Here is a 21,789-nt window from a genome sequence, read left to right as displayed (position 1 = left end):
CCATCATTAGAGGAGCTAACGACATGGCAGGACCGGGATATTCCTTTTTGGGCGACGAAGAGCGGGACAACGTCAACCAAGTGCTCGATACGTGGGGCCTGACGCGTTTCGCATACGACGTGCCGAACTTCACGTCGTTCGTCCGGCAGACCGAAGAGGCATTCGCGTCGCTTGCCGGCGTGCGGCATGCGATCGCCGTCAACAGCGGGACGTCCGCGCTGATCACGAGTCTCGCCGCGCTTGGCGTCGGACCGGGAGACGAGGTGATCGTGCCGGGGTACACGTTCGTCGCGTCGATCGGCAGCATCGTGCTGAGCGGCGCGACGCCCGTGCTCGCGGAAATCGACGATACGCTGACGATCGATCCGGCTGACGTCGAACGCAAGATCACGAGCAAGACAAAGGCGATCATGCCGGTTCACATGCTCGGCGCGGCGTGCGACATGCATGCGCTAGGCGCGCTCGCGCGGCGTCACGGGCTGAAGATCGTCGAGGATGTCGCGCAGGCGTGCGGCGGCAGTTTTCAGGGGCGGCGGTTGGGCGCGCACGGCGATATCGGCGCATTCTCGCTGAATCCGTTCAAGGTGATCACGTCGGGCGAAGGCGGGCTCGTCATCACCGACGATCCGCATTTGTACCAGCGTGCATACGCGTTTCAGGATCAGGGTTGGTTCCCGCTGCGCCGCGACACCGGCGACGGCGATATCCTGTTCGGGCTCAATCTGCGCATGGCGGAGCTTGCCGGCGCGGTGGCGGTCGCGCAGATCGCGAAGCTCGATCGGGTGCTCGCCGCGACGCGCCGCGCGAAATCGGCGCTGCTAAGCCGGCTCGCGCTGCCGGGCGGCTGCCCGATCCGGCCGCGCCGATTGAACGACGAAGCGGGCGATTGCGCGACGGTGCTGGTGCTGACCTGCGCGGAACGCGAGCAGGCGCAGCGCCTCGCCACGACGCTCGGTTCGAAGACGCTCGACGATTCGGGCCGGCATTACTACCGGAATATGTCGCAATTGCATCGGCTTGGCGATCGCGGGAAATCGTCGGCGGTGTTTCATCGGCATTACGCGGGCGATCCGGCGCTCGGCACATTTCCTTCGCTTACCCGGACCGACGATCTGCTCAGTCGCTCGGTCGGCATATCGATCGGCGTGTCGGACCGATACCTCGGCGCGGGCTTCGGGATCTCGGTCCAGGATGACGACGAGACGATCGACGCGCGTGCGCGCACGCTTCGCGACGCGATTCTTTCGGCATCGTGAAGCCGCCTGGCGCATGGGTGACGCTTGTGGCGGCGGCGCAAGACGCGGGCGTCGCCGTGCGGCTCGTGGACGGTTCGAGCGTGGGCTTGCGCGCGCGGCTGCTCGAGCGTTTGAAGTGCGATGCGGCTGACGGGGGCCGGCCGCACGACGAATGCACGCTCGAAGTCGCCGCGCTCGTCGGCACGGATGGAGCCGTGGCCGGCGGCATAACCGGCAGTCTGTTGTATGGCCGGCTCTACGTCGATTTGATCCACGTCGATAAATGCTTCAGGGGGCGCGGTGTCGGCGAGCGGCTGCTGCGGCACGCCGAGGCGTGGGCGCGCGAGAAGGGTGTGTCGCACGTGTGGCTGCATACGTACCGGTTTCAAGCGCCCGGATTTTATCTTCGATGCGGCTATGCGGAACTCGCGACGATCGGCGACGCGCACGATCCGCAGGCGATGACGTTTTTCGCGAAGCGGATCGGCTGACGTCCGATGGCCCAGTCAATGCGGCGGTGCGATCTGGCGGATGCGCCGCGCGCCGGCCGAGGTTACGCCTTCGGTTTTCCGGATGCTGCTTTGTCGTTGCCGGCCGGCGCGTCCGGCGGCACGCCGAGCAATTGCAGCGAGCCGCTCGTCACCGAAGAAAACACCGGACCGGCGACCGTCCCGCCGTAATAGCCTTTGCCGCTCGGCTCGTCGATCATCACCGCGACGATCAGGCGCGGGTCGCTCATCGGCGCCATGCCGGCGAACAGCGCGCGGTATTTGCCCTTCGCATACGACGCGCCGACTTGCTTGCGCGCCGTCCCCGTCTTGCCACCGATCCGGTAGCCGTCGACACGCGCCGCGCGTCCAGTTCCGCCCTGGCCGACCGCCATTTCAAGCATCGAGCGGATCGCGGCCGCGGTGGCGGGCGATGCCACGCGATGGCCGCGGTGCGCGGCGTCGGGTTGCGCATCGGCCGACGTCTTCAGCAGCGACACCGGATGCAACGTGCCGTCGCCCGCATACGCGGTGTAGACCTGCGCGATTTGCAGCAGCGACGTCGACAGCCCGTAGCCGTAAGCCATCGTCGCCTGCTCGATCGGCCGCCAGCGCTTGTACGGGCGCAGCCGGCCCGATGCGACGCCTGGAAACGTCAGCTCCGGCGCGCGGCCGATTCCGTATTCCTGATACTTGTTCCAGATCGTCTCCGCAGGCAGGTTGAGCGCGAGCTTCGCGAGCGCAATGTTGCTCGACATCTGTAACGCCTGTGCGACGGTGATCGCGCCGTGGTTCGACGTGTCGTGAATTACGGCGGGCCCGATCCTGTACGAGCCGGGCGACGTATCGATCACCGTTTGCGGCCGCACTTTGCCCGCGTCGATCGACAGTGCGACGACGAGCGGCTTGATCGTCGAGCCAGGCTCGAACGTGTCGATTACCGCGCGATTGCGCAATTGCTGACCGGTCAGGCGCGCGCGATCGTTCGGATCGAACGTCGGATAGTTCGCGAGCGCGAGGATCTCGCCGTTTTTCGCGTCCAGCACGACGACGCTGCCGCCTTGCGCGTGGTTCGCGATAACGGCCGACTTCAGTTGCGCATATGCGAGTTGCTGGATGCGGCGGTCGATCGTCAGCTCGATCGTCGCGCCGTGCTGCGCCGGCACGAGCGGACGGGTATCGGAAATGATCCGGCCGAGCCGGTCGCGAATCACCTGGCGCTCGCCCGCGGTGCCGGACAGGCGTGCGTTCGCGGCAAGCTCGACGCCTTCTTGCCCGCGATCCTCGATGTTCGTGAAGCCGACGACGTGCGCGGCCGATTCGCCTTCCGGATAGAAGCGCTTCGAATCGGCGATTTGTGTGATGCCGTCGACGTCGAGTTTCTCGATCCGGGCAGCCGTTTCCGGATCGATTTGGCGTTTGAGCAGCACGAACGAGCGCTCGCTCGTCAGCCGCCGCCGCACTTCGGCGAGCGGCATGTCGAGCAGCTTCGCGAGCGGCGCGTAAGCGGCTTCGTCGACCTGCTTGGGATTCGCCCAGATTTCATAGGTCGTCAGGCTCACGGCGAGCAGCGCGCCGTTGCGATCGACGATGCTGCCGCGCATCGCGCCCAGCTCGATGGTCCGCTGATAGCGTTTCTGGCCTTGTCCGACATAGAAATCCTGGTTGGCGACTTGGACCCAGAACGCGCGGCCGATCAGCGCGGCGAACCCGGCAAAGACCAGGATCACGACAAGTTTCGAGCGCCACATCGGCAGGCTCGATGCCAGCATCGGGTTTTTGGCGACGGCGAGGTACGGATCGGAGGACGAGGTCGATTTCTTCTTCAGGCGCATGAGGGGAGGCTATCGCGTGCGTCGGGCGGCCAGAGGAGGTTGGAAGGAATGTAATTGTAATTAATAAGTAATAGTTTCGTCTGAAAATGACGGCAACATCTTGATAAATCTGACAATTTGAGGCGGATGCGAAGGAAGGGAAGCGGCGCGGGAAGGGTGCGGGGTGCGCGGCGGTGCTGCGCACGGATTTCGTGCTGTCCGCGATCTGCGTCGCGTGGCAGGCGATCGATTTTCCGCGCACGCCGCCTGGGCGCGCAGTGGCCGTGGCGGCTAGCCATCGCGCGGGCGGCAGCGGGGCGCTTGGCGTTCGTGCAGGCGTTTGCGCTTCGTTTTCAGGCGGCTGAGCGAGTGCCTGCGTGTGTTTCGCATGCCGGCGCGGCCTGCGGCGACGCGGCCCGCCGTGAATCCGCCGGCCGCGGGTTTGTTGTCTGCGGCCGCTCACCCGCGTCCGGGCGCGCGCCGCATCGCGCCCGTCGCGAGCCACGTCGCGCCGGGCGCTGCCGCGTCACGCCGGCAACGCGAATTGGGTAACCGCCGCGCGCAACGCATCCGCCTGATCCTTCAGCGAATGCGCGGCAGCGGCGGCCTGCTCGACGAGCGCGGCGTTTTGCTGAGTGACCTGATCCATCTCGCCGACCGCCCGGTTCACCTGCTCGATTCCCATGCTTTGTTCGCGCGACGCATGGCTGATCTCGTCGAGAATTTCGTTGACGCGCGTGACCGATTGAACGATCTCGGTCATCGTCGTCCCAGCGCGCGTGACGAGCGACGCGCCGTGCTCGACCGTCGCATTGGACGTCTCGATCAGCGATTTGATCTCCTTGGCCGCGCTCGCCGAGCGCTGCGCGAGCGAGCGCACCTCGCTCGCGACGACCGCGAAGCCCCGCCCTTGCTCGCCCGCGCGCGCCGCCTCGACGGCCGCGTTCAGCGCCAGAATGTTGGTCTGGAACGCAATGCCGTCGATCACGCCGATGATGTCGCCAATCTTGCGCGATGCGCCGGTGATCTCGGCCATCGTCCGCACGACGTCGCCGACAACCACGCTGCCGCGCGTGGCAACCTGCGCCGCCTCGTCGGCGAGCCGCGCGGCTTGCAGCGCGCTGTCGGCATTCTGTTTCACGTTCGCCGTCATCTGGTCCATGCTCGTGGCCGTTTGCACGAGCGCCGCCGCCTGCTGCTCGGTGCGCTGCGACAGGTCGGTATTGCCGGCCGCGATTTCGGATGCGCCGACATTGATGTTCTCGGTGCCGAGCCGCACGCGCGACACCATGTCGATCAACGCCGTCTGCATCGCGCGCAGCGCGTGCAACAGACTGGAACGATCGTTGCCGCGCACGCCGACCTGCGCGGTCAGATCGCCCTGCGCGATCCGGTGCGCGGTGGCGACGGCCGCCTCCAGATCGCCGCCGAGGCTGCGCCGCACGCTGCGCAGCACGCCCGCCATCACGATGGTCCCGACCACGCCGAGCGCGGCCGCCATCGCCAGCCAGCGGCCGATGCTGACGAGCACGGCCGCCTGCACGTCGTCCATGTACATGCCGGTCACGATGTACCAGTCCCACGGCGCGAAATGGCGCACGGCGCTCGTCTTGTCGATCGGCCGGTCGGCGCCGGGCTTGGGCCATCGATACTCGACGTAGCCGAGGCCGCCGCCGGCGTTCGCGGCCTTGACGATCTCGACGAACACGCGCGTGCCGGCCGGATCGGCGAGATTCGACGCGTCTTTGCCGTTCAGCTCGGGTTTGATGGGGTGCATCACGATGACGGGTCTCGAATCGTTGATCGATACGTAGCCGTCCTTGCCGTAGCGCATCGCGGCGATCGCGTCGAGCGCGGCGCGCTTCGCATCGGCTTCGGGCATCGCGCGCTGCTGGGCGAGCACGTGGAAGTATTCGCTGACGCCATACGCTTGCGCGGTGAGGTTCGCGAGCTGCGCGCGCCGCTCTGCGATCATCGATGCGCGGTTTTGCCACGCGCCGATCGCGCCGATCATCAGCAGCCCGATCCAGACGAAGACGATCAGCGATGTGAGCTTGTGGTTCAACGACAGGTTGCGCATAGGTTCGGAGCGCCGGGTGGTGGCGCGTGGAGGCGGGGATGCCTGTTTATCGGCGTGGGGCGACACGAGCGCAGGCGGGTATTCCCTAGGCCGAGCGGCTTGCGCCGCCGCGGGATGCCAGGCGGCAGCAACGGCCGGATTCGACGCTTCCAGGCAATTGGCGATTCCTGCCTCGATTCGGTCTGCCGATGGACGCATATGGCGGTGGATTGTTTTCCGATATTTAATAAATAGCCAAGAAAACCTGATATCAGGCAAGATGGCTGGCCGCAGTGAAGGCTTGCCCACCGGATGCGGGCCGCGTTATATCCGCGCGGCCGTCTTGCCTCGGTCGGCATGGTGGGCCCGCGTGCAATCATCACGGCAGGCTCGCCATGCCGATGTGTCCACCGCTGGCCGCATTTCTTCCTCGAACCCTCAAACCTGACGGAACTCCCCATGGATCATGGAAACATCGTTCATCCGCAGTTCGCGACGCTGAAGAATGGCGTGCGCCTGCATTACGCGAGCGCGGGCCAGCCCGGCCAGCCGTTGGTGCTGTTCGTGCATGGCTTTCCCGAATTCTGGTACGCCTGGCAAGCGCAGCTGGCCGCATTCGGCGATGCGTATTACGCGGTCGCGCCGGACTTGCGCGGTTTCAACTTGTCGAGCAAGCCGGCGGAGCTGGGCGAATACCATCCTAAGCTGATCGTCGACGATCTGGCTCAACTGATCGACGCGCTCGGCTACAGCCGCGCGATTGTCGTCGCGCACGATTGGGGCGGCGCGGTTTGCTGGAGTCTCGCGATCAAGTTTCCTCAGTTGATCGACAAATTAGTGATCGTGAATGCGCCGCATCCGTTGCTGTTTGCGAACGCGCTCGCAAACGATCCCGCGCAGAGGGCCGCTTCCGCATATATGAACTGGCTGCGGCAGCCCGGCTCGGAAGACGCGCTTGCCGCCAACGATTTCGAGAATCTGGAGAAATTTTTCACGGGAGGCGGGCAGTCCGGGGCGTCGTGGTATACGCCCGAAGTGCGCGGCAAATATCATGCGGCGTGGTCTGTGCCCGGCGACGGCGGATCGCACGGCCTGACGGGCGGCTTGAACTACTACCGCGCGTCGCCGCTGCATCCGCCGGCCGATGGCGAGGCTGCGGCGGACGTATCGAAGCTTGTGCCCGAGGAATGGGTCGTGCAGGTGCCGACGATGGTGATCTGGGGCGAAAGCGATACCGCGCTGCCCAAAACGCTGCTCGACGGTATCGAGCGCTTCGTGCCGGACCTGCGGATCGAGCGCATTCCGGAAGGATCGCATTGGGTGATACACGAGCAGCCGGAACGGATCAATGCGCTGATTCGTGGATTTATCGGTTGATTTCGACGCGTGGTCCGCACGGGCGCTGCGTCGATTTTTGCGCCGGCGGTGATTGCCGCGCCGTTTGCCGCATCGTTTCGTAGGGGCGGGTGCGCGGCGGTGTCAATCCAACCGCGCACGCGCGGCGCAGATGCAGGCTCAAGGGCACAAGCCACTAAGCGGCAGCGCGTGCAAACGAATCGTTTCGCGCCATCGTGCCCGCCCGCTGCGTGCCAATCGACGCCGGCTTTGTGTCAAACCGGATCTTTGCTGGGCGGCTCTTGCGGTTTTTGCGGATGCTCGTGATGGTGGTGATGACCGGACGAAGGTGGCGCGAATGCGTCCTCTTCGGGGTCGCGAGTAGGGTCGATGGGTGATTCCGGCTGCGGCGATGTGTGATCGGTCATAACGGTCTGCCAGCAAGTCTTGCAATGCGCATGCATGCCCGGCGCGGCCGCGCGGCGCGCGCCGGGTTTCGTTTCTTGTTATAGGTGATCGGGCGCGCGTTTGCCGGATCTCGGCGTAGACCGCCGGATACGCGGCCGGCTGAGTCGTGTTGTGCCGCCGGCTCCTCGGCTGGGTGATGGCGGGCGAATCGGAGGGAGTGAGGGGCGCCGGGCACGGCTTCTCTACCGTCCGGGCCTTTCCGTGGGAAATCGGGCTGGCCGCGTAGTTTGTTGCTGCGGGCGCCGGGACATTAGCCGATCGCCAAGGATCCGGCCCCAACGCTCGATGCGTCGCGCTATCGCAACGTGTTGTGGCGCGAAGGTCGATGCGCCGCACTCAATTCGCGCGTTGCCGCCATGCGTGGGCGCGCGTCACGCCGCGATGATTGGCGCTCCACACTGCGCGATGAGAAATGGCTGCTGAACGAATGCCCGAAGGTGATGGATGCTGAGCTGCTCAAATATTGGCTTTTGACCTTTGCCTCCAGATACAGCGTTCGAACGTATGCTTCGTGTCGCCAAGATACGCTGGCGTATCGAGCGGGACGATCAGGTTCTCGAGCAGGAATTCGGCCTGGGGCACATCGAAGGACGTGGTTGGCGCGGATTCCATCATCATGCATCGTTGTGCATTGCCGCTTATGGGTTTCTTGTCTCTCGGCGCCTCATTTAAACATCAATTGTTTTCTCAGTGTTGAGCGGCTTGACTACATCGACGGCCCAATTTTAATTGGACGCGTTAAATATTGCGCCACATCGTCTTTTGTCGCCATTCTTGAATTTGAAATTTCGAGCGGCAATGGCACTGATGGGATATTCGAAAAATCTATATTCGCCGCCATATCGGAATATGGCTGAATTGCCGCGGGATGCTGCTCGTGATTAAAATGACCGGGGTTCATTTCATGAATAACGAAAATCCGCTTTCGGCTGGATTTACGATAAGAATTTTCTCGCCTCCACCTCGATTGTTGCCCGGAACTTCGATTGCGCCACTATATGAAAACGTAGTGTTGCAATACTTAACGGCATTTTCGCCCGGCGGGTTCCAATAATCCTGAAATAGAAAAGCCAGTATTTGTGAAGGGGCGGCGTCAATAATGTTTATTGCCTTTTTTTCATCGTCTTGGCTGCTGACCCATGGAACCCAAATGTCGCCGTTCCACACCCCATTTGCCGGGACGGAGAATAATTTTGAATTATTTTCTCCATCCTTGAGCACAAGGATATTGAATGTGTTATTTATAACCATTTTTATGTTCGTGATGTTGGCCATTTGATCCTCCTCTGCTTGAAGTGTTTGGGAAATATACCGCCGCCATTTATTGTGGTGGAAGCTGCTATTTATCGGGGGGTAATTGTTGATTTCTGAAAATTTACAAATGTCCTACATTATCCGAATTGTTTGTCTTCTCACTCAAGATGATGATTTTCTTGTGCTCTCGCCCTCTTGCGGTTGGGAGGTTTAAATGGAAATGGAGCGATTTATCATTGTTTTATAAAGTGTGTCCGTATAATTTGAAGGTTGAGGGTCGATTTGCGTTGTAATATGCCCATCCAGTCGTTGGTTGGGCGGAGCTGTGATTCTCTGGTAAAATGGGAGTAATATCGTGGGAAAATACTATATTACCTATCCGATAATTGAGCGGTCCGTGAAAAACTATTATTTCTATTCCGCATATATATCGTTTGGGCAGGATGATAAAAAGTTCTCCCCGGAAAGATATATGAGGACTGGCGGAACAAGTGGGGAATATCCAAATAAATATTCATTGGATTTAAATCCGCTTGATTACCCGCCGACCGGAGTATTCTATAATGGCGGAATTAAAGATCCCAGGCAGCCTCAATTCATCTTGGTTCCTGGGGGAGATGGAATCCCATATGCAGTTAGACCTTATACTGCCACCCCTGGTGGGCAGGGAAATTTCAATTTCATGACGCGGGTCAATGTGACATCCCCCTCCAGTGCAGTCGTTCCATTTAGGCAGGATAATGAAAAAGGAAAAACATTGACGTACCACTGGTTCTATAAAACTCAGGATGGAGCCTTGTGGTGGAGGAAGGGAAACAATGACGTGAAAATTACTAGTGTACAGACAAGGAGTTATCCAAGTATCGTGCAACGTGTGATTGGCGATGATTGTGGGTGGATAATTACTTGTGATGATAGTGGGCGAATAATTTGCTCTTTGATCACAAGTTTTCAGAATCAAACGCTGGGAGATTTAAAAACCTTCGATAAAGTGATTGTTGGACGCCCATCCGCCATTATGGGTGAGTTTGCTGTGAATGGGGTTACTGATAATTATATTTTTTTGTTTTCTAAGTCCGCAAATGATACGCTTCGCTGTCACGTCTTTGACTTGGTCGGCCTGGAATTACTGGAGCCGGTCGATATAGCAGTTTTTTCGGAGGGTAACAGGGAATTTGGCGTCACGTCGCCGCCATCGGTTGCGCCATATTATTTTAACGGAAGGTATAACACTAGTCGTGCGTGCGCTTCCGCTTTTGGTCCGGATCCGGATGATGATAATAAAACCAAGTTAATTATATTTGAAGTCGATCTGGCTTTGTTGGACCTTAAAAATAAACGGATGCCCGCGACTAAAGTTAATCAAATTTCCACGTCCTACAATACCAATGATGGCCCTTTCATATTCTATGGCGATTGATCGAGATATGTGAAATAAGATGGCCGCATGGAAGAATGAAAAGAGATGAACGGAATTTACCGGTAACCAAGCGCGTCTTATTTGGCAAGCTCGACATTGATCCGCAGTTTCCCTATTTAGCCTTCTTGACACTTCTGCTCGCGAGACCGTGAACAGGTTCTCAGCCGGGCGGCATCGAGCCGGGTAAATCGGCGGGCGTATCGACGTCGCGCAGCACGGCCGCATCGTCAACGTCGACGATCGCGGGTGGATTCGCGGCAAGCAGCGCGCGAGCGCCCGAATCGCCGTCGAGCGCGGCGAGCGCCTCGCCATGGCGGCGGGCGAACCCGACCGGATGCCCGCGTTGTCCGCGATAGGCGGGCGCGACGATTGACGCCGAGCCTGCTGCTTCGAGCGTTCGCGCGACCGCCTCGATCGTCGCTGGCGCGATCCACGGCATATCCGCGAGCGCGACGATCCAGCCGGGGCTGTCGGCGCTCGCGCCCACGCCGGCCGCGAGGCTCGCGCCCATCCCCCGGACGGCGTCGGGCGCGAACACGACTTGGCAGCCGACGCCGTTGAGCAGCCGCGCGAGTTTTTCCGCGCTAGGCCGTACCACTGCAATCACGTTGGGCAGCACGGCGGCAAGCCGTTGCGCGGCGGCGACCGCGACGGGCGTCCCGTCGGGCAGCTTCGCGAGCAGCTTGCTATGGACGCCGCTGGGATCGAAGCGGGTGCCGAAGCCGGCGGCCAGCAGTATTCCGGTGGCGCGCAGCGCGTACGTCATGAGAAAGGTAACCGGTGGCGGACATGTCGCGATTGTGCGATGCAGGAGAAGCAGACGCAAGCACGCGCAGTCCCATTGCGGGGCGTCCGGCCAGCCGGCCGGCGCGATGCGCGCGGGCGCGGCGCGGCGTGAAGTTCGCCGCGCGCCGCTAGAATCGCTTATTTCAACTCCCGCTTCCGTCCCCTCGCATGGATACGCCGCCGCTTTGCGCGCATGCCGCGCTGTTGCTCATCGATCTGCAAAAAGGCATTCTCGCGCCGAATCCGGCGGTCCCGCGCAACAATCCCGATGCGCAAACGCATTGGGCGGCGCTGCTCGACTGCTGGCGCCGTACCGCCCGGCCGATCGTGCATGTCCGGCATATTTCCCGCTCGCCGGATTCGGTATTCCGGCCAGGCCAGCCCGGCGCGGAATTCCACGACGCATTCGCACCGCTCGCGCGCGAGCACGTGATCGAAAAAAACGTCCCTGACGCGTTCGCGGCGACGGGGCTCGCGCGCTGGCTGCACGAGCGGGGCATCGCGCAACTCGTGATCGCCGGCGTGATCACGAACAATTCGGTGGAATCGACTGCGCGCTCGGCGGGTAATCTCGGCTTCGATACGATCGTCGCGAGCGATGCGTGTTTCACGTTCGATCAGCGCGATTTGTCGGGGCGTGTTTGGGCCGCGGCCGACGTTCATGCGCTATCGCTGAGCAATCTCGCGATGGATTACGCGACGATCATGGATACGCGAGAGATCGTCGGGCGCGCGGTTCAGGCTGGCAGATGAGTTCGCCGCGCCGCGCTGGTTGTGCAGGATGCAAGCGCGGCCGGCCGCAGCCGGCATGTCGTGCACCCCCGGCCGTCACGCATCCGCCCAGCGCCGCAGCAAGTTGTGGTAAATCCCGGTGAGCGCGATCACGCCCGCGTCGTCCGCGCCTTTTTCCGCGGTGAGCTGTTGGATCTGCGTATCGAGTTGGAAGAGCAGCGTGCGCTCGGCATCGTCGCGCACCATGCTCTGAATCCAGAAAAACGACGCAACCCGCACGCCGCGCGTCACCGGCGTCACGCGATGCAGGCTCGACGCCGGATACAGCACCATATCGCCCGCCGGCAGCTTCGCGCGATGCACGCCGAACGTGTCCTCAACGCACAGCTCGCCGCCGTCGTATGCATTGGGCTCTTCGAGAAAGAGCGTCGCGGACAGATCGCTGCGCACGCGAAAATCGGTGCCGCGCAGCAGACGGATCGCGTTGTCGACGTGCGTGCCGAACGCGTCGCCGCCTGCGTAGCGGTTGAACAGCGGCGGAAATACCTTGAGCGGCAGCGCGGCCGAGAAAAACAGCGGATGGCGCGCGAGCGCGTCCTGGATCGCGTTGCCGACCGCGCGCGCGGCGGCCGAATCTTCCGGCAATTGCAGATTGCGCTTGGCGAGCGCGGATTGCGCGCCGGACGTCGCGTTGCCGTCGGTCCAGTCCGCGCGGTCCAGCACGGCCCGGCATTGCGCGACCTCGTCTTTCGTCAGTACGCCGGCAATTCTGAGCATCATCCGGCGAACTCCTGCGCTGCCGCGGCGCGAAACGCATCGATTGGCGAAGCCGCCAGATAGGCGCGCATCTTCGCGATGAACGCGGGCGTGGCGGTGCGCGGTACGCGCGCAAGCCATTCGAGCGCTTGCGCGATGCATCCGCGCTCGGCGAGCAGCCGCGCGTAATTGAACTGCCCGCGAAAATCGCCGGCCTGCGCGGCGCGCCGGTAGTAATCGAAGGCGATGTCGCGGTTCGCGGCGACGGTCCAGCCGTCCTCGTAAAATCCGCCGATCAGGTTGATCGATTTCGCGTGGCCGAGCGCGGCTGCTTTCTCGAACCATTCGAGCGCGGCGGCACGGTTTTCGTCGATGCCATTGCCGAGGGCGAGCATCGTCGCGTAGTTGTACATGCCCCAATCGAGCCCGGCACGCGCGGCCTCGCGATACCAATACACGGCGACGGCCGCGCTCGCGGCCGTCCCCCAGCCGAACTCGTAGCAGCGTCCGACCATGTTCATTGCCATCGGATGATCGGCGCGCGCCGCATGCTTGAACCATTCGAGCGCGGCGGCGGGATCGCGCGCGACGCCGCGGCCGTCGAGCAGATATTGGCCGTACACGGCCTGTGCGTCGACGATGCCGTTTTCGGCCGCCGCCGCGACCCATGCGGCGGCGCGCTCGGGCGGGCCGCCGAGGATCTCGGCGAGCGATTCGCGCGTGGCCGACGCAAGCGCGGCAAGCGATACCGTCTGCATCGCGTCAGTAGCGCGCATTGAGCGTGACGAACGCCGAGCGGCCTGGCGCGATCGACGCATAGTGCGCCGGATACGCTTGATCGTAGTACGTGCGGTTGAACAGATTCTGCACGTTCAACTGCACATCGAGCTTCTTGTTGATCCGGTACTGCGCCGTCGCGTCGAAGCGCCAGTACGACGGCACGGCGCGCAGGTTCGCGGTATCGCCGAACACCTTCGACATATAGAATGCGCCGCCGCCGAGCGTGAATTTCGGCGTCACGTCGTAGTTCGTCCACAAAGTGAAGCTATGCTTCGGCGTGTTCGGGAATTGATGGCCGTTGTCGGCCCAGTTTTTGCCGTTGTCGCGCAACACGCTCTTCATGTATGTGTAGCCGCCGAACACTTGCCACGCGCGCGTGAGCCGGCCCGCGAAGCCGAGTTCGAGCCCTTGCACGCGTTTGTTGCCGGCCATCGCGTATTCGTTGTTCGGCAGCGTGACGCGCGCATTCGTCGTATCGATCTGGAACAGCGCGGCCGTCAGCGACAGCTTGTCGGCCAGCACGTTCCACTTGGTGCCCAGCTCGATGCTGTGGTTTTTCTCGGGCGCGAGTTGGTCTGCGTTCGCGCCGACGCCGCCGCGGCCGGGCGTGAGCGACTGCGTTTCGGCACCTTCGCCGAGCAGCGCGCCCGCGGGCGTCGACGACGTCGCATACGACGCATAGACGCTGCCGTTCGGCGCGGGCTTGAACACGACGCCCAACTGCCAGTTGACGAGCGTGTCGTCGCGCGTGTAGGTCTTCGAGCCGTTCGCGCGGGTGTCGGTGAAGCGGGTCGAGTAATCGTCGATCCGCACGCCGGCGTTCACCTGCCAGCGCTTGCTGAGTTCGATCGTATCGAAGCCGTAGATCGACTTCGTTACCGTGCGCGCATACGACGGATCGTTGTTTCGCGTGATCGAGCCGGCCCACGGATCGCTCGGGCTCGGTGACCACAGGCTCGTGCAGTTGTAGCTGGACGCCGCGCCGATTCCGGCTGCGCAGCTCTTGCCGTTGCCGGTCGCGACCGTGTACGCGTCGCGCTCGGACGATTCGCGCGACAGTTCGATGCCCGTCGTGAAGTTGTGCTTGAACGGTCCGGTCTTGAACTCGCCGAACAGTTCGGTCTGGTTCGCGATGCTATGGACGGAACTGTCGCGATTGTTGTTGCGGCGCCAGACGCGGCCGTTGATCACGTTGCCTTGGCTGTCGTCCGGCTGGGTCCAGATGTAGTCCTGCGTCGATTTGGTGTAGCGCGTCGTGTTGCGCACCGTCAGCGACGGCGTGATGTCGTGCTCGATACGCACGGTGCCGATGTCGGACGTGGTCTTGCGGAAATCGCGGTCGACGAGGCCGTAGAAATTGTGCCGGTTCACGTTCGCCGGATAGATCGTATCGACGTTCGCCGGCTTGTTCGACGTCGTGTAGAAGTACGGGATACCGCTGTCGGGCAGGTCGTCGGTCGACAGGTGATAGTAGCTTGCGGTGACGCGCGTGGGCGTGCCGAGGCCGAACGCGATCGACGGCGCGACGCCCCAGCGTTCGTTGTTCACCCAGTCGCGGCCGGCGACGTCGTTGTTGTGGCTCATCACGTTGAGCCGGAATGCCGCGTGTTCGGCGAACTGCCAGTTGCCGTCGGCGGTGAAGCGGCGGTAGCGGTCGGTGCCGAGCCCGGCGCTCGCGGCGGCCGTCGTGCCGAGGCGCGGCGTCTTCGTCACCAGGTTGATGCTGCCGCCCGCGCCGCCGCGCCCGCCGTAGGCGCCGTCCGAGCCTTTCGTGATCTCGATGCGCTCGGTGTTGAAGATTTCGCGCGTCGTCGCGCCGACGTCGCGCATGCCGTCGGCGAACAGGCTGCCTTGCGTGTCGTAGCCGCGCAGGAACGGGCGGTCGCCGAGCGGATTGCCGCCTTCGCCCGCGCCGAACGTGATGCCGGGCACCGTGCGCAACGCTTCGGTGAGGGTGGACGCGCCGCTGCTTTCGATCAGCGCCTGCGGAATCACGGTGACCGATTTCGGCGTGTCGACGAGCGGGGCGGTGAATTTCGCGGACGACGCGAAATCGGCCTTGTAGCTATGCTCGGCGGCGCCCTTGATCTGGATCGGTGCAAGCTCGTTGTCGTGGCCGGCGGGCGCGGCGCTCGGCGAGGCGTTCTGCGCGAACGCCGGGCTGGTGGCGAGTACGCCGACCAGCGTGGTGAATTTTCCGAGCTTCAGCTCGTCGGGGCGCGACTTCATCGATGGTAATCCTTGCCAGATAAGACTCGATCGGACGAGGGCGCCATGAGAGCCTGCGGGATAGCTCGACAGCTCGCGTCCGAATATTACAAATTGTTTTCGGGCGACATTTTAGTAAATAAATTTATAAATGAGAAGCGTTATCGTTCATGTTTGTTGAAAGATGCGGGCGGGGGGGCGAGACGCGGGGTGCGTCGCCGCCGGTTCAATCGATCCCGTGAAACGGTGCGTCTTCCGGTCCCAGGTAAGCCGGCGGGCGCCAAGCCGCGTCGCGCATCGAGTGCTGGACCAGATGCTCGACGCCGAGCAGCACCGCGAAAATCGCCATCCGCACCGGAATCCCATTGTCGGTCTGCCGGAAGATTGCGAGGCGCGAGTCGCGGTTCAAGTCGGTCGACAGGTCGTTGGCGCCTGGACGGCTGTCGCGCGGCAGCGGGTGCATGATCAGCGTATCGCGGCCACAGGTTGCGTCGACGAGCGCCTGATTGATCTGGAAATCCGGCGTGTAGCCCTCGAACGACTCGTCGGTGAAGCGCTCCTTCTGGATTCGTGTCGCATAGACAACATCCGCGCCTTTCAACCCGTGCGCGAGATCGTGCGTCTGCTCGATCACATGGCCGTTTTTCGCGATCTGCTCGACGATGTGTGCGGGCATTTCCAGTGTCGGCGGCGAAACGAGCGTGAATTTCAGCCCGCGGTAGAGCGCGAGCAGTTTCACGAGCGAATGGACCGTGCGGCCGTACTTGAGGTCGCCGACCAGCGCGATATGCGCGCCGTCAACAATCTTGCCGAGCCGCGAGAATTCGCGCTGAATCGTGTACAGATCGAGCAGCGCCTGGCTCGGATGCTCGCCGGGGCCGTCGCCGCCGTTGATCACGGGCAGGTTCGTCGCGCGGGCGAATTCGGCGACCGAGCCTTGCTCGGGGTGGCGGATCACCAGCGCGTCGACGTAGCCCGCCATCACGCGGCTCGTATCGTAGATCGATTCGCCCTTGGCCATCGACGAGAACGTGAAGCCCGTCGTATCGCACACCGAGCCGCCGAGCCGGCAGAACGCCGCGCCGAATGACACGCGGGTGCGCGTGCTGGCTTCGAAGAACAGATTGCCGAGCACCGCGCCTTCGAGTACGCGCGAAATCTTGCGGCGGCGGGCGATCGGCTGCATCACGTCGGCCACGCGGAACAGGGCCTCGACCGAATCGCGCGAGAACTGATCGACCGACAGCAACTGGGGCTTGCCTTCGTGCAGGATCTGATTCGTAAGCGGCTGCCGGGAATATACGCTTTGCGTATATCCTGCGGCAGGTAATGGCCCGGCGACGATCTCCGACACGAAGCGTTCGACGATCTCGGGCATGCCGCGCGATTCCTGCGAGTCATCGGGCAGCAGCCAGGTGTCGAGCGCGCGGCGGCTGACGCCGATGCGGTGGGCGAACGCATCGCGGGTCATGTTGAGACGGCGCATCGCGTCGCGCAGAAACGCTTGTTGAGGGATAGTCATCGGTCGGTGGAGGCAGGTGAAAATATACGCGATGCGTATAATATGCGGGTGGCGATTGAAGTCAAGTAAAAATGCGGGCGAGACTGCATGCCGCGACGGCTGGAATGCGGCGAACTGATTTGAGCGTGATCCGCCCCCGGCCGGTAGCTTTGAGCGGGACTGGCGGCGCTTCGGAACCGATACTGCCGGCGAACGGGCGAACAGGCGAACAGGCGAACAGGCCGCTGGAGCGGCCCGCCATCCCGCTGCGCGCTTCCGTTAAGTCCCCTGAGCCACTGCCGCGCGGCGGCATTCAGCACTGCCCGCACCGCACGACGTTTAACAATTGCAGTGTCTCGAACAGCCGGTGCATCCGTATAATCTGACCCCGCCCCCGCGCGCCCATGCGCGGGTGAGTTTCGCTACTAACGGGCGCTCGTCGACGCGACCGCATTGATCAGGAGAAAACGAATGAACCGTGTGATCGCCGCAGCACTGTTGATCTTCACTGCCGCGTTGGCTGGTTGCAATACGATCGCGGGCGTCGGCCAGGACATTTCGAAGGGTGGCCAAGCCATCTCGAACACGGCCGAAAAGGCCAAGTAAGCGGTAAAGCAAGCAGCCGGCTCGACGAGCCTACGCATGCGATGCAGGGCGGGCCCGGCGAATTGCCGGGCCCGCGCCGTTTCGGCTGCCCGAATTGACGCGGCATGCAGTTCGTTCGCGGCTGATCGATATGCCCTGAACACGCTCTGAATACAGGCCCGAATACGCGCGAAAGTGATGCGCGCGGCTGGCGGCGCTCGACGGCAGAACCTCGAGAGGTCGCGTGCGCCGGCCACTGTTAAAACCGTTGCTGAATGCCCGCGGTCACGCCGACTTGCGTATTGCCGTACCCGGCGACGTCGCGCGATACGCCGACCTTGCTGCCATGCTTGGCGATCGCGAAACCGCCCGCCGCGTATAACACCGTGCGCTTGGACAGCGCATATTGCGCACGCATCGAAACGAGTGTCGGGTCGGCATCGGTGGCGCCCTTGATGTTCTGGTGATACACCGCGGCGACCAACGAAAACGCCGGCGTGAGCTGATACGAGCCGCCGATCCAATACATATCGCTCAACTGCTTGGCCGCCGCATGGAACGTGCGCCGGTAATGGCGGTAGCCCGCCATCGTCTTCAACGCGCCGAAGTCGTAGGACAGGCCCGCATGAATGCTCTGCGTGTAGTTAACCGGATCGGCGGGCGTCACGCTGTCGGCCGCGCCGTTTTGCCGGTCGAACGTGACCGCCGCGGCAAACGGCCCGGCTGCGTAGCCGAGCGCGAAATCGTATGTCGAGCTGGTCTTCAAGCTGCCCGGCACATTGCCGAAACCGTACATCGCGCCGAACTTGACGCCGCTGAAATCGCCGTCATAACGCACCGCGTTGGACGAGCGCGTGAGCATGCCATCCTTGCGTGCGCCGGTGGCCATCGACGACGTCGCCCACGAATAATTTTGCGCGTAGCCCATCGGGTCGAACGGCAGCATGTAGTCGTAGGTGACGGTGAACGTCCGCCCGAGCGTCAGTTCTCCCCATTTGCCTTTCAGCCCGATCGTCGCGCGGCGCGCGAAGATAGAATCGGGACCGTCGTCGAATCCGCCGTTCGCCAGGTCGATGCCGCTTTCGAGGCGGAAGATCGCCTTGAGCCCGCCGCCGAGATCCTCGACGCCGCGCAATCCCCAGCGCGACGTGTTCTTGTTGCCGGACTTGAGCCTTAATGCGTTGCCGCCGTCCGGCGCCGCGTGGTTCGTATATTCGACGCCGGCATCCATGATCCCGTAGATCGTGACCGACGATTGCGCATGGGCGGTGGGGGCGGCCGCGAGCGCGGCGGCCGAGCCGCCGGCTGCCGCGGTGCGCAGCGCGCGTTTCGCGAATGACTTCATTGACGGTGTCTCCAATTTCTTATGGTTGGGGAAAATCGGCGCGGCGCGCGCCGCTGCGCGGGTGCGCCGCCGCGCATGGCACGCCGCATGCGCGGCTGCCGGATCGGCCGGCGCGCCGCTGCGCAACGCTCAGCCCGCTTTCGCGAACGCCCAGCAGTCGTTGGTCGGAAACTCCAGCCAGTGCTTGCCGGCCGCGCGCGGCCCAGTGCCGAATGCGCGCAGCCGCAAGCCGCCGCAATGGAACAGGTATTCCCAGCGATCGCCGAGATACATCGACGTGACAAGCTCAGCCTGCAACCGGTTCGCGCCGGGGCCGTCGGCAAGCTGCACGCGCTCCAGGCGGATCACCGCCTGCGCGTGCTGGCCCGGCGCGAACGTATCGCGCGCGCGCGCGCGCAACTGCCAGCCGTCGCCGGCGAGCGTCACGCAATCGCCGTCGACGGCCGCGACCTGTGCGTCGATCCGGTTGTTGCTGCCCATGAACTCGGCCGCATAGAGTGAGCGCGGCGCGCCGTACAGTTCGGCGGGCGTGCCTTCCTGCTCGATGCGGCCGTTGCGCAGCAGCAGGATGCGGTCGGACATCGCCATCGCCTCTGTCTGGTCGTGCGTCACGCACAGCGCTGAAAGCCCAAGCGACACGATCAATTCGCGCAGCTTCGCGTCGAGATTCGACAGCGGCTCGTCGAGCAGGATCACGGGCGGGTTGTAGACGAGCGCGCGCGCGATCGCGACGCGCTGCTGCTGACCGCCGGAGAGCTGGTGAGGGAAGCGCTCGGCGAGGTGGCCGAGGCCGAGTTGCTCGAGCGCGCCGCGCACGCGGCGCTGCTGTTCGGCGGGCGCGACGCGGCGCAGCTTCAGCCCGTAGCCGACGTTGTCGGCGACGGTGCGATGCGGCCACAGCGCATACGACTGGAATACGAGCCCGAGCGAGCGCTGCTCGACGGGCAGATCGATGCGCCGCGCGCCGTCGAAGAAAACCTGCTCGTCGAGTTGAATGCGCCCGCCGGACGGTTGTTCGAGGCCCGCGACCGCGCGCAGCAGCGTGGTTTTGCCGCTGCCGGACGCGCCGAGCAGGCACACCACCTCGCCCGCCTTCAGTTCGAACGACACGCCGTTGAGAATCGCGTTCGTGCCGTAGCTGAGATGGAGATTATCGACGGTAAGCTTATCCATGAAGTTTTACTCCGACGCGCAATGCCACGCCGAGACCGGCGCCGACCATCGCGATGTTGATGACAGACAGCGCCGCAACCTGATCGACTGCGCCCGTTGCCCATAGCGACACGAGCAGCGAGCCGATCACCTCGGTGCCGGGCGACAGCAGGTAGACGGCCGTCGAGTATTCGCGCTCGAAGATCATGAAGATCAGCAGCCACGCGGCGAGCAGGCCGAAGCGCACGAGCGGCAGCGTCACGTCGAGCGATGCGCGCTCGCGCGTCGCGCCGACGCTGCGCGCGGCTTCCTCCAGCTCCGGGCCGACCTGCAGCAGCGCGCTCTGAATGAGCCGGATGCCATACGCAAGCCAGACCACCGTGTATGCGATCCAGATGCTCCACATCGAGTTCTTCAATTCACGCAGGCCCGGCACGAACAGGAAGATCCACAGGAACGCGAGCCCCGCGAGCAAGCCCGGCACCGCGCGCGGCAGCAGCACCAGGTAGTCGAGCAGCTTGGTTGCCCAGTCGTGGCGCCGGTGGCCGGCGAACGCGACGAGCGAATAGAAGCCGACCGACAGCGCGCCGCCGGCCACGCCGATGCCGAGCGTGTTGACGATCGCGCGCACTAGGTTGTCCTGCTCGAACAGCTCGACGAAGTTCGCAAGCGTCAGCACCTCGGCAAGCGCCACGCCTTCGCCCCAGTTCGTCACGAACGCGCGCAGCACGATGCCGGACAGCGGCACGATCACGCTCAGCGTGAGCCACAGCGCGACGAGCGCGACCGCGACCCAGCGCCATGCGCCAAGCGGCAGCACCGTCATGCGTGCGGCCTTGCCCTTGACGGTGACGAAGCGGTTCGCGCTTTTCAGCAGGCGGCGCTGCAACAGCACGAGCGGGAACGTGATCGCGACGATGCAGATCGCCACCGCGGCCATCAGGTGATACGACGGTACGCCAAGCTTGTTGGTCAGCTTGTACAGATAGGTTGCGAGCACGAGATGGCCTTCCGGGTCGCCGAGCACCAGCGGCAGGCCGAACACCTCGAAGCCGAGAAAGAACACCAGCACGCCGGCGAACAGCAGCGCGGGCATCGTCATCGGCAGGCTCACGTCGAGCGCGACGCGAAATGGCCGCGCGCCCGTCACGCGCGCGGCTTCCTCGGCGTCCGAGCCGAGGTTGCGCAACGCGGCCGACGAATACAGGTACACGTGCGGTACGTGCGTGAGACCGACGATCACGGTGATCGCGGCGATCGAATAGATGTTCCACGGCGCGCTCGCGGCGCCCGTCAATTCGCGGAACCACACCGAATAGAAGCCGACCGGGCCCGCTGCGACGACATAGCCGAACGCAAGCACCATCGGCGACACGAATACCGGCGTGAGCAACAGCGGTTCGAGCCAGCGGCGGCCGGGCAGGTCGGTGCGTACCATCAGGAACGCGAGGATACCGCCGAGCGGAATCGAGATCAGCAGCATCCCGCCCGCGATCACGAACGAGTTTTTCGCCGCTGACCAGAAATCGGGATCGTCGAAGATGAAACGGAAGCCGTCGATGCCCAGCGTTTTGTTCGCGTCGAAGAACGGCGCGGACAGCAGGCTCTGGAACAGAATGAAGCCGAGCGGCAGCGCGACCGCGACGGTAAGCGTCGCGATGACGATCCAGCGCAGCATGCCGGCAAGCGGCTGCAAACTGCTTGCCGGCAGCGGTTGCGCCGCGCCGCCGGCCGTGGGCTGCGCGACGCGCGGGGACGCGCCCGGCGGGGCGCCGCGTGTACTGGTTGAAAGCATGAGTTTGCCCCTGCGGCCCGCGGGCCGCCTGAAAAGAAAATCGTCGAAAGGGAAGTCGTCTAAAGGGGAAGGGCGC

At 63.5% G+C, this 21,789-nt stretch carries 17 protein-coding genes and 1 pseudogene; 7 read left to right on the top strand and 11 right to left on the bottom strand.

All coding sequences use genetic code 11. The annotated features are described in order from the left end of the window. The first annotated feature begins 23 nt into the window (after positions 1-23). Both WS68_RS10520 and WS68_RS10515 read left to right on the top strand, forming a co-directional pair. The gene (locus WS68_RS10520) at positions 24-1,256 is read left to right on the top strand and encodes a DegT/DnrJ/EryC1/StrS family aminotransferase (RefSeq protein ID WP_059570734.1); all 1,233 of its coding nucleotides are present in this window, start codon (positions 24-26) and stop codon (positions 1,254-1,256) included. Next, entirely contained in the window at positions 1,253-1,726 is a 474-nt protein-coding gene (locus WS68_RS10515) for a GNAT family N-acetyltransferase (protein WP_059570733.1), read from the top strand. The genes WS68_RS10520 and WS68_RS10515 overlap by 4 nt, the downstream gene beginning before the upstream one ends. Before the next feature lie 62 nt (positions 1,727-1,788). Here WS68_RS10515 and WS68_RS10510 read toward each other — a convergent pair whose 3' ends face one another. Both WS68_RS10510 and WS68_RS10505 read right to left on the bottom strand, forming a co-directional pair. Beyond that, positions 1,789-3,558, bottom strand: a complete 1,770-nt coding sequence (locus WS68_RS10510) for a peptidoglycan D,D-transpeptidase FtsI family protein (protein ID WP_059570732.1) — start codon at positions 3,556-3,558, stop codon at positions 1,789-1,791. A 505-nt stretch (positions 3,559-4,063) separates the two neighbouring features. Continuing rightward, the gene (locus WS68_RS10505) at positions 4,064-5,617 is read right to left on the bottom strand and encodes a methyl-accepting chemotaxis protein (RefSeq protein ID WP_059570731.1); all 1,554 of its coding nucleotides are present in this window, start codon (positions 5,615-5,617) and stop codon (positions 4,064-4,066) included. Positions 5,618-6,055: 438 nt separating this feature from the next. On the opposite strand from WS68_RS10505, the gene WS68_RS10500 reads away from it, so the two are divergent. After that, on the top strand, positions 6,056-6,973 hold the full coding sequence (locus WS68_RS10500; protein WP_059570730.1) for an alpha/beta fold hydrolase: 918 nt from the start codon (positions 6,056-6,058) through the stop codon (positions 6,971-6,973). 593 nt (positions 6,974-7,566) lie between these two features. Next, positions 7,567-8,068: pseudogene (locus WS68_RS28860) on the top strand (IS701 family transposase); the annotation flags it as partial. Positions 8,069-8,296: 228 nt separating this feature from the next. On the opposite strand, the gene WS68_RS27520 reads toward WS68_RS28860, so the two are convergent. Next, entirely contained in the window at positions 8,297-8,674 is a 378-nt protein-coding gene (locus WS68_RS27520; RefSeq protein WP_156429446.1) for a hypothetical protein, read from the bottom strand. 334 nt (positions 8,675-9,008) lie between these two features. Between WS68_RS27520 and WS68_RS27515 the strand changes: the two genes are divergently transcribed. Further along, on the top strand, positions 9,009-10,073 hold the full coding sequence (locus WS68_RS27515) for a hypothetical protein (RefSeq protein ID WP_156429445.1): 1,065 nt from the start codon (positions 9,009-9,011) through the stop codon (positions 10,071-10,073). A 160-nt stretch (positions 10,074-10,233) separates the two neighbouring features. Here WS68_RS27515 and WS68_RS10490 read toward each other — a convergent pair whose 3' ends face one another. Beyond that, positions 10,234-10,839, bottom strand: coding sequence for a nucleotidyltransferase family protein (locus WS68_RS10490; protein ID WP_059570728.1), 606 nt, complete (start codon positions 10,837-10,839; stop codon positions 10,234-10,236). Between the two features lie 188 nt (positions 10,840-11,027). On the opposite strand from WS68_RS10490, the gene WS68_RS10485 reads away from it, so the two are divergent. Next, positions 11,028-11,612, top strand: a complete 585-nt coding sequence (locus WS68_RS10485; protein ID WP_059570727.1) for a cysteine hydrolase family protein — start codon at positions 11,028-11,030, stop codon at positions 11,610-11,612. A 75-nt stretch (positions 11,613-11,687) separates the two neighbouring features. Here WS68_RS10485 and WS68_RS10480 read toward each other — a convergent pair whose 3' ends face one another. From WS68_RS10480 to WS68_RS10465, 4 genes are all read right to left on the bottom strand, one after another. Continuing rightward, positions 11,688-12,371: a Fe2+-dependent dioxygenase gene (locus WS68_RS10480; RefSeq protein ID WP_059570726.1), complete on the bottom strand. Its 684-nt coding sequence runs from the start codon at positions 12,369-12,371 to the stop codon at positions 11,688-11,690. Continuing rightward, on the bottom strand, positions 12,368-13,105 hold the full coding sequence (locus tag WS68_RS10475; protein ID WP_059570807.1) for a tetratricopeptide repeat protein: 738 nt from the start codon (positions 13,103-13,105) through the stop codon (positions 12,368-12,370). Before WS68_RS10475 ends, WS68_RS10480 begins: the two co-directional genes overlap by 4 nt. Positions 13,106-13,109: 4 nt before the next feature. Beyond that, on the bottom strand, positions 13,110-15,356 hold the full coding sequence (locus tag WS68_RS10470; protein ID WP_059570725.1) for a TonB-dependent receptor: 2,247 nt from the start codon (positions 15,354-15,356) through the stop codon (positions 13,110-13,112). 205 nt (positions 15,357-15,561) lie between these two features. After that, positions 15,562-16,857 (bottom strand): aspartate carbamoyltransferase, encoded by a 1,296-nt coding sequence (locus WS68_RS10465; RefSeq protein ID WP_059570724.1) that lies wholly within the window; start codon positions 16,855-16,857, stop codon positions 15,562-15,564. A gap of 450 nt (positions 16,858-17,307) precedes the next feature. Between WS68_RS10465 and WS68_RS10460 the strand changes: the two genes are divergently transcribed. After that, positions 17,308-17,442, top strand: coding sequence for an entericidin A/B family lipoprotein (locus WS68_RS10460; RefSeq protein ID WP_059570723.1), 135 nt, complete (start codon positions 17,308-17,310; stop codon positions 17,440-17,442). A 238-nt stretch (positions 17,443-17,680) separates the two neighbouring features. On the opposite strand, the gene WS68_RS10455 is transcribed toward WS68_RS10460, so the two are convergent. The 3 genes from WS68_RS10455 to WS68_RS10445 form a co-directional block, all read right to left on the bottom strand. Beyond that, positions 17,681-18,766 (bottom strand): porin, encoded by a 1,086-nt coding sequence (locus WS68_RS10455; protein ID WP_059570805.1) that lies wholly within the window; start codon positions 18,764-18,766, stop codon positions 17,681-17,683. Between the two features lie 129 nt (positions 18,767-18,895). After that, the gene (locus tag WS68_RS10450) at positions 18,896-19,939 is read right to left on the bottom strand and encodes an ABC transporter ATP-binding protein (RefSeq protein WP_059570722.1); all 1,044 of its coding nucleotides are present in this window, start codon (positions 19,937-19,939) and stop codon (positions 18,896-18,898) included. Beyond that, a complete protein-coding gene (locus WS68_RS10445) occupies positions 19,932-21,713 on the bottom strand; it encodes an ABC transporter permease (RefSeq protein WP_059570721.1) in 1,782 nt (593 codons plus the stop codon). Before WS68_RS10445 ends, WS68_RS10450 begins: the two co-directional genes overlap by 8 nt. Positions 21,714-21,789 lie beyond the last annotated feature (76 nt).

The organism is Burkholderia sp. TSV86, from assembly GCF_001522865.1.
Classification (GTDB): Bacteria; Pseudomonadota; Gammaproteobacteria; order Burkholderiales; family Burkholderiaceae; genus Burkholderia.
This window is presented reverse-complemented; position numbering and strand designations above follow the sequence as displayed.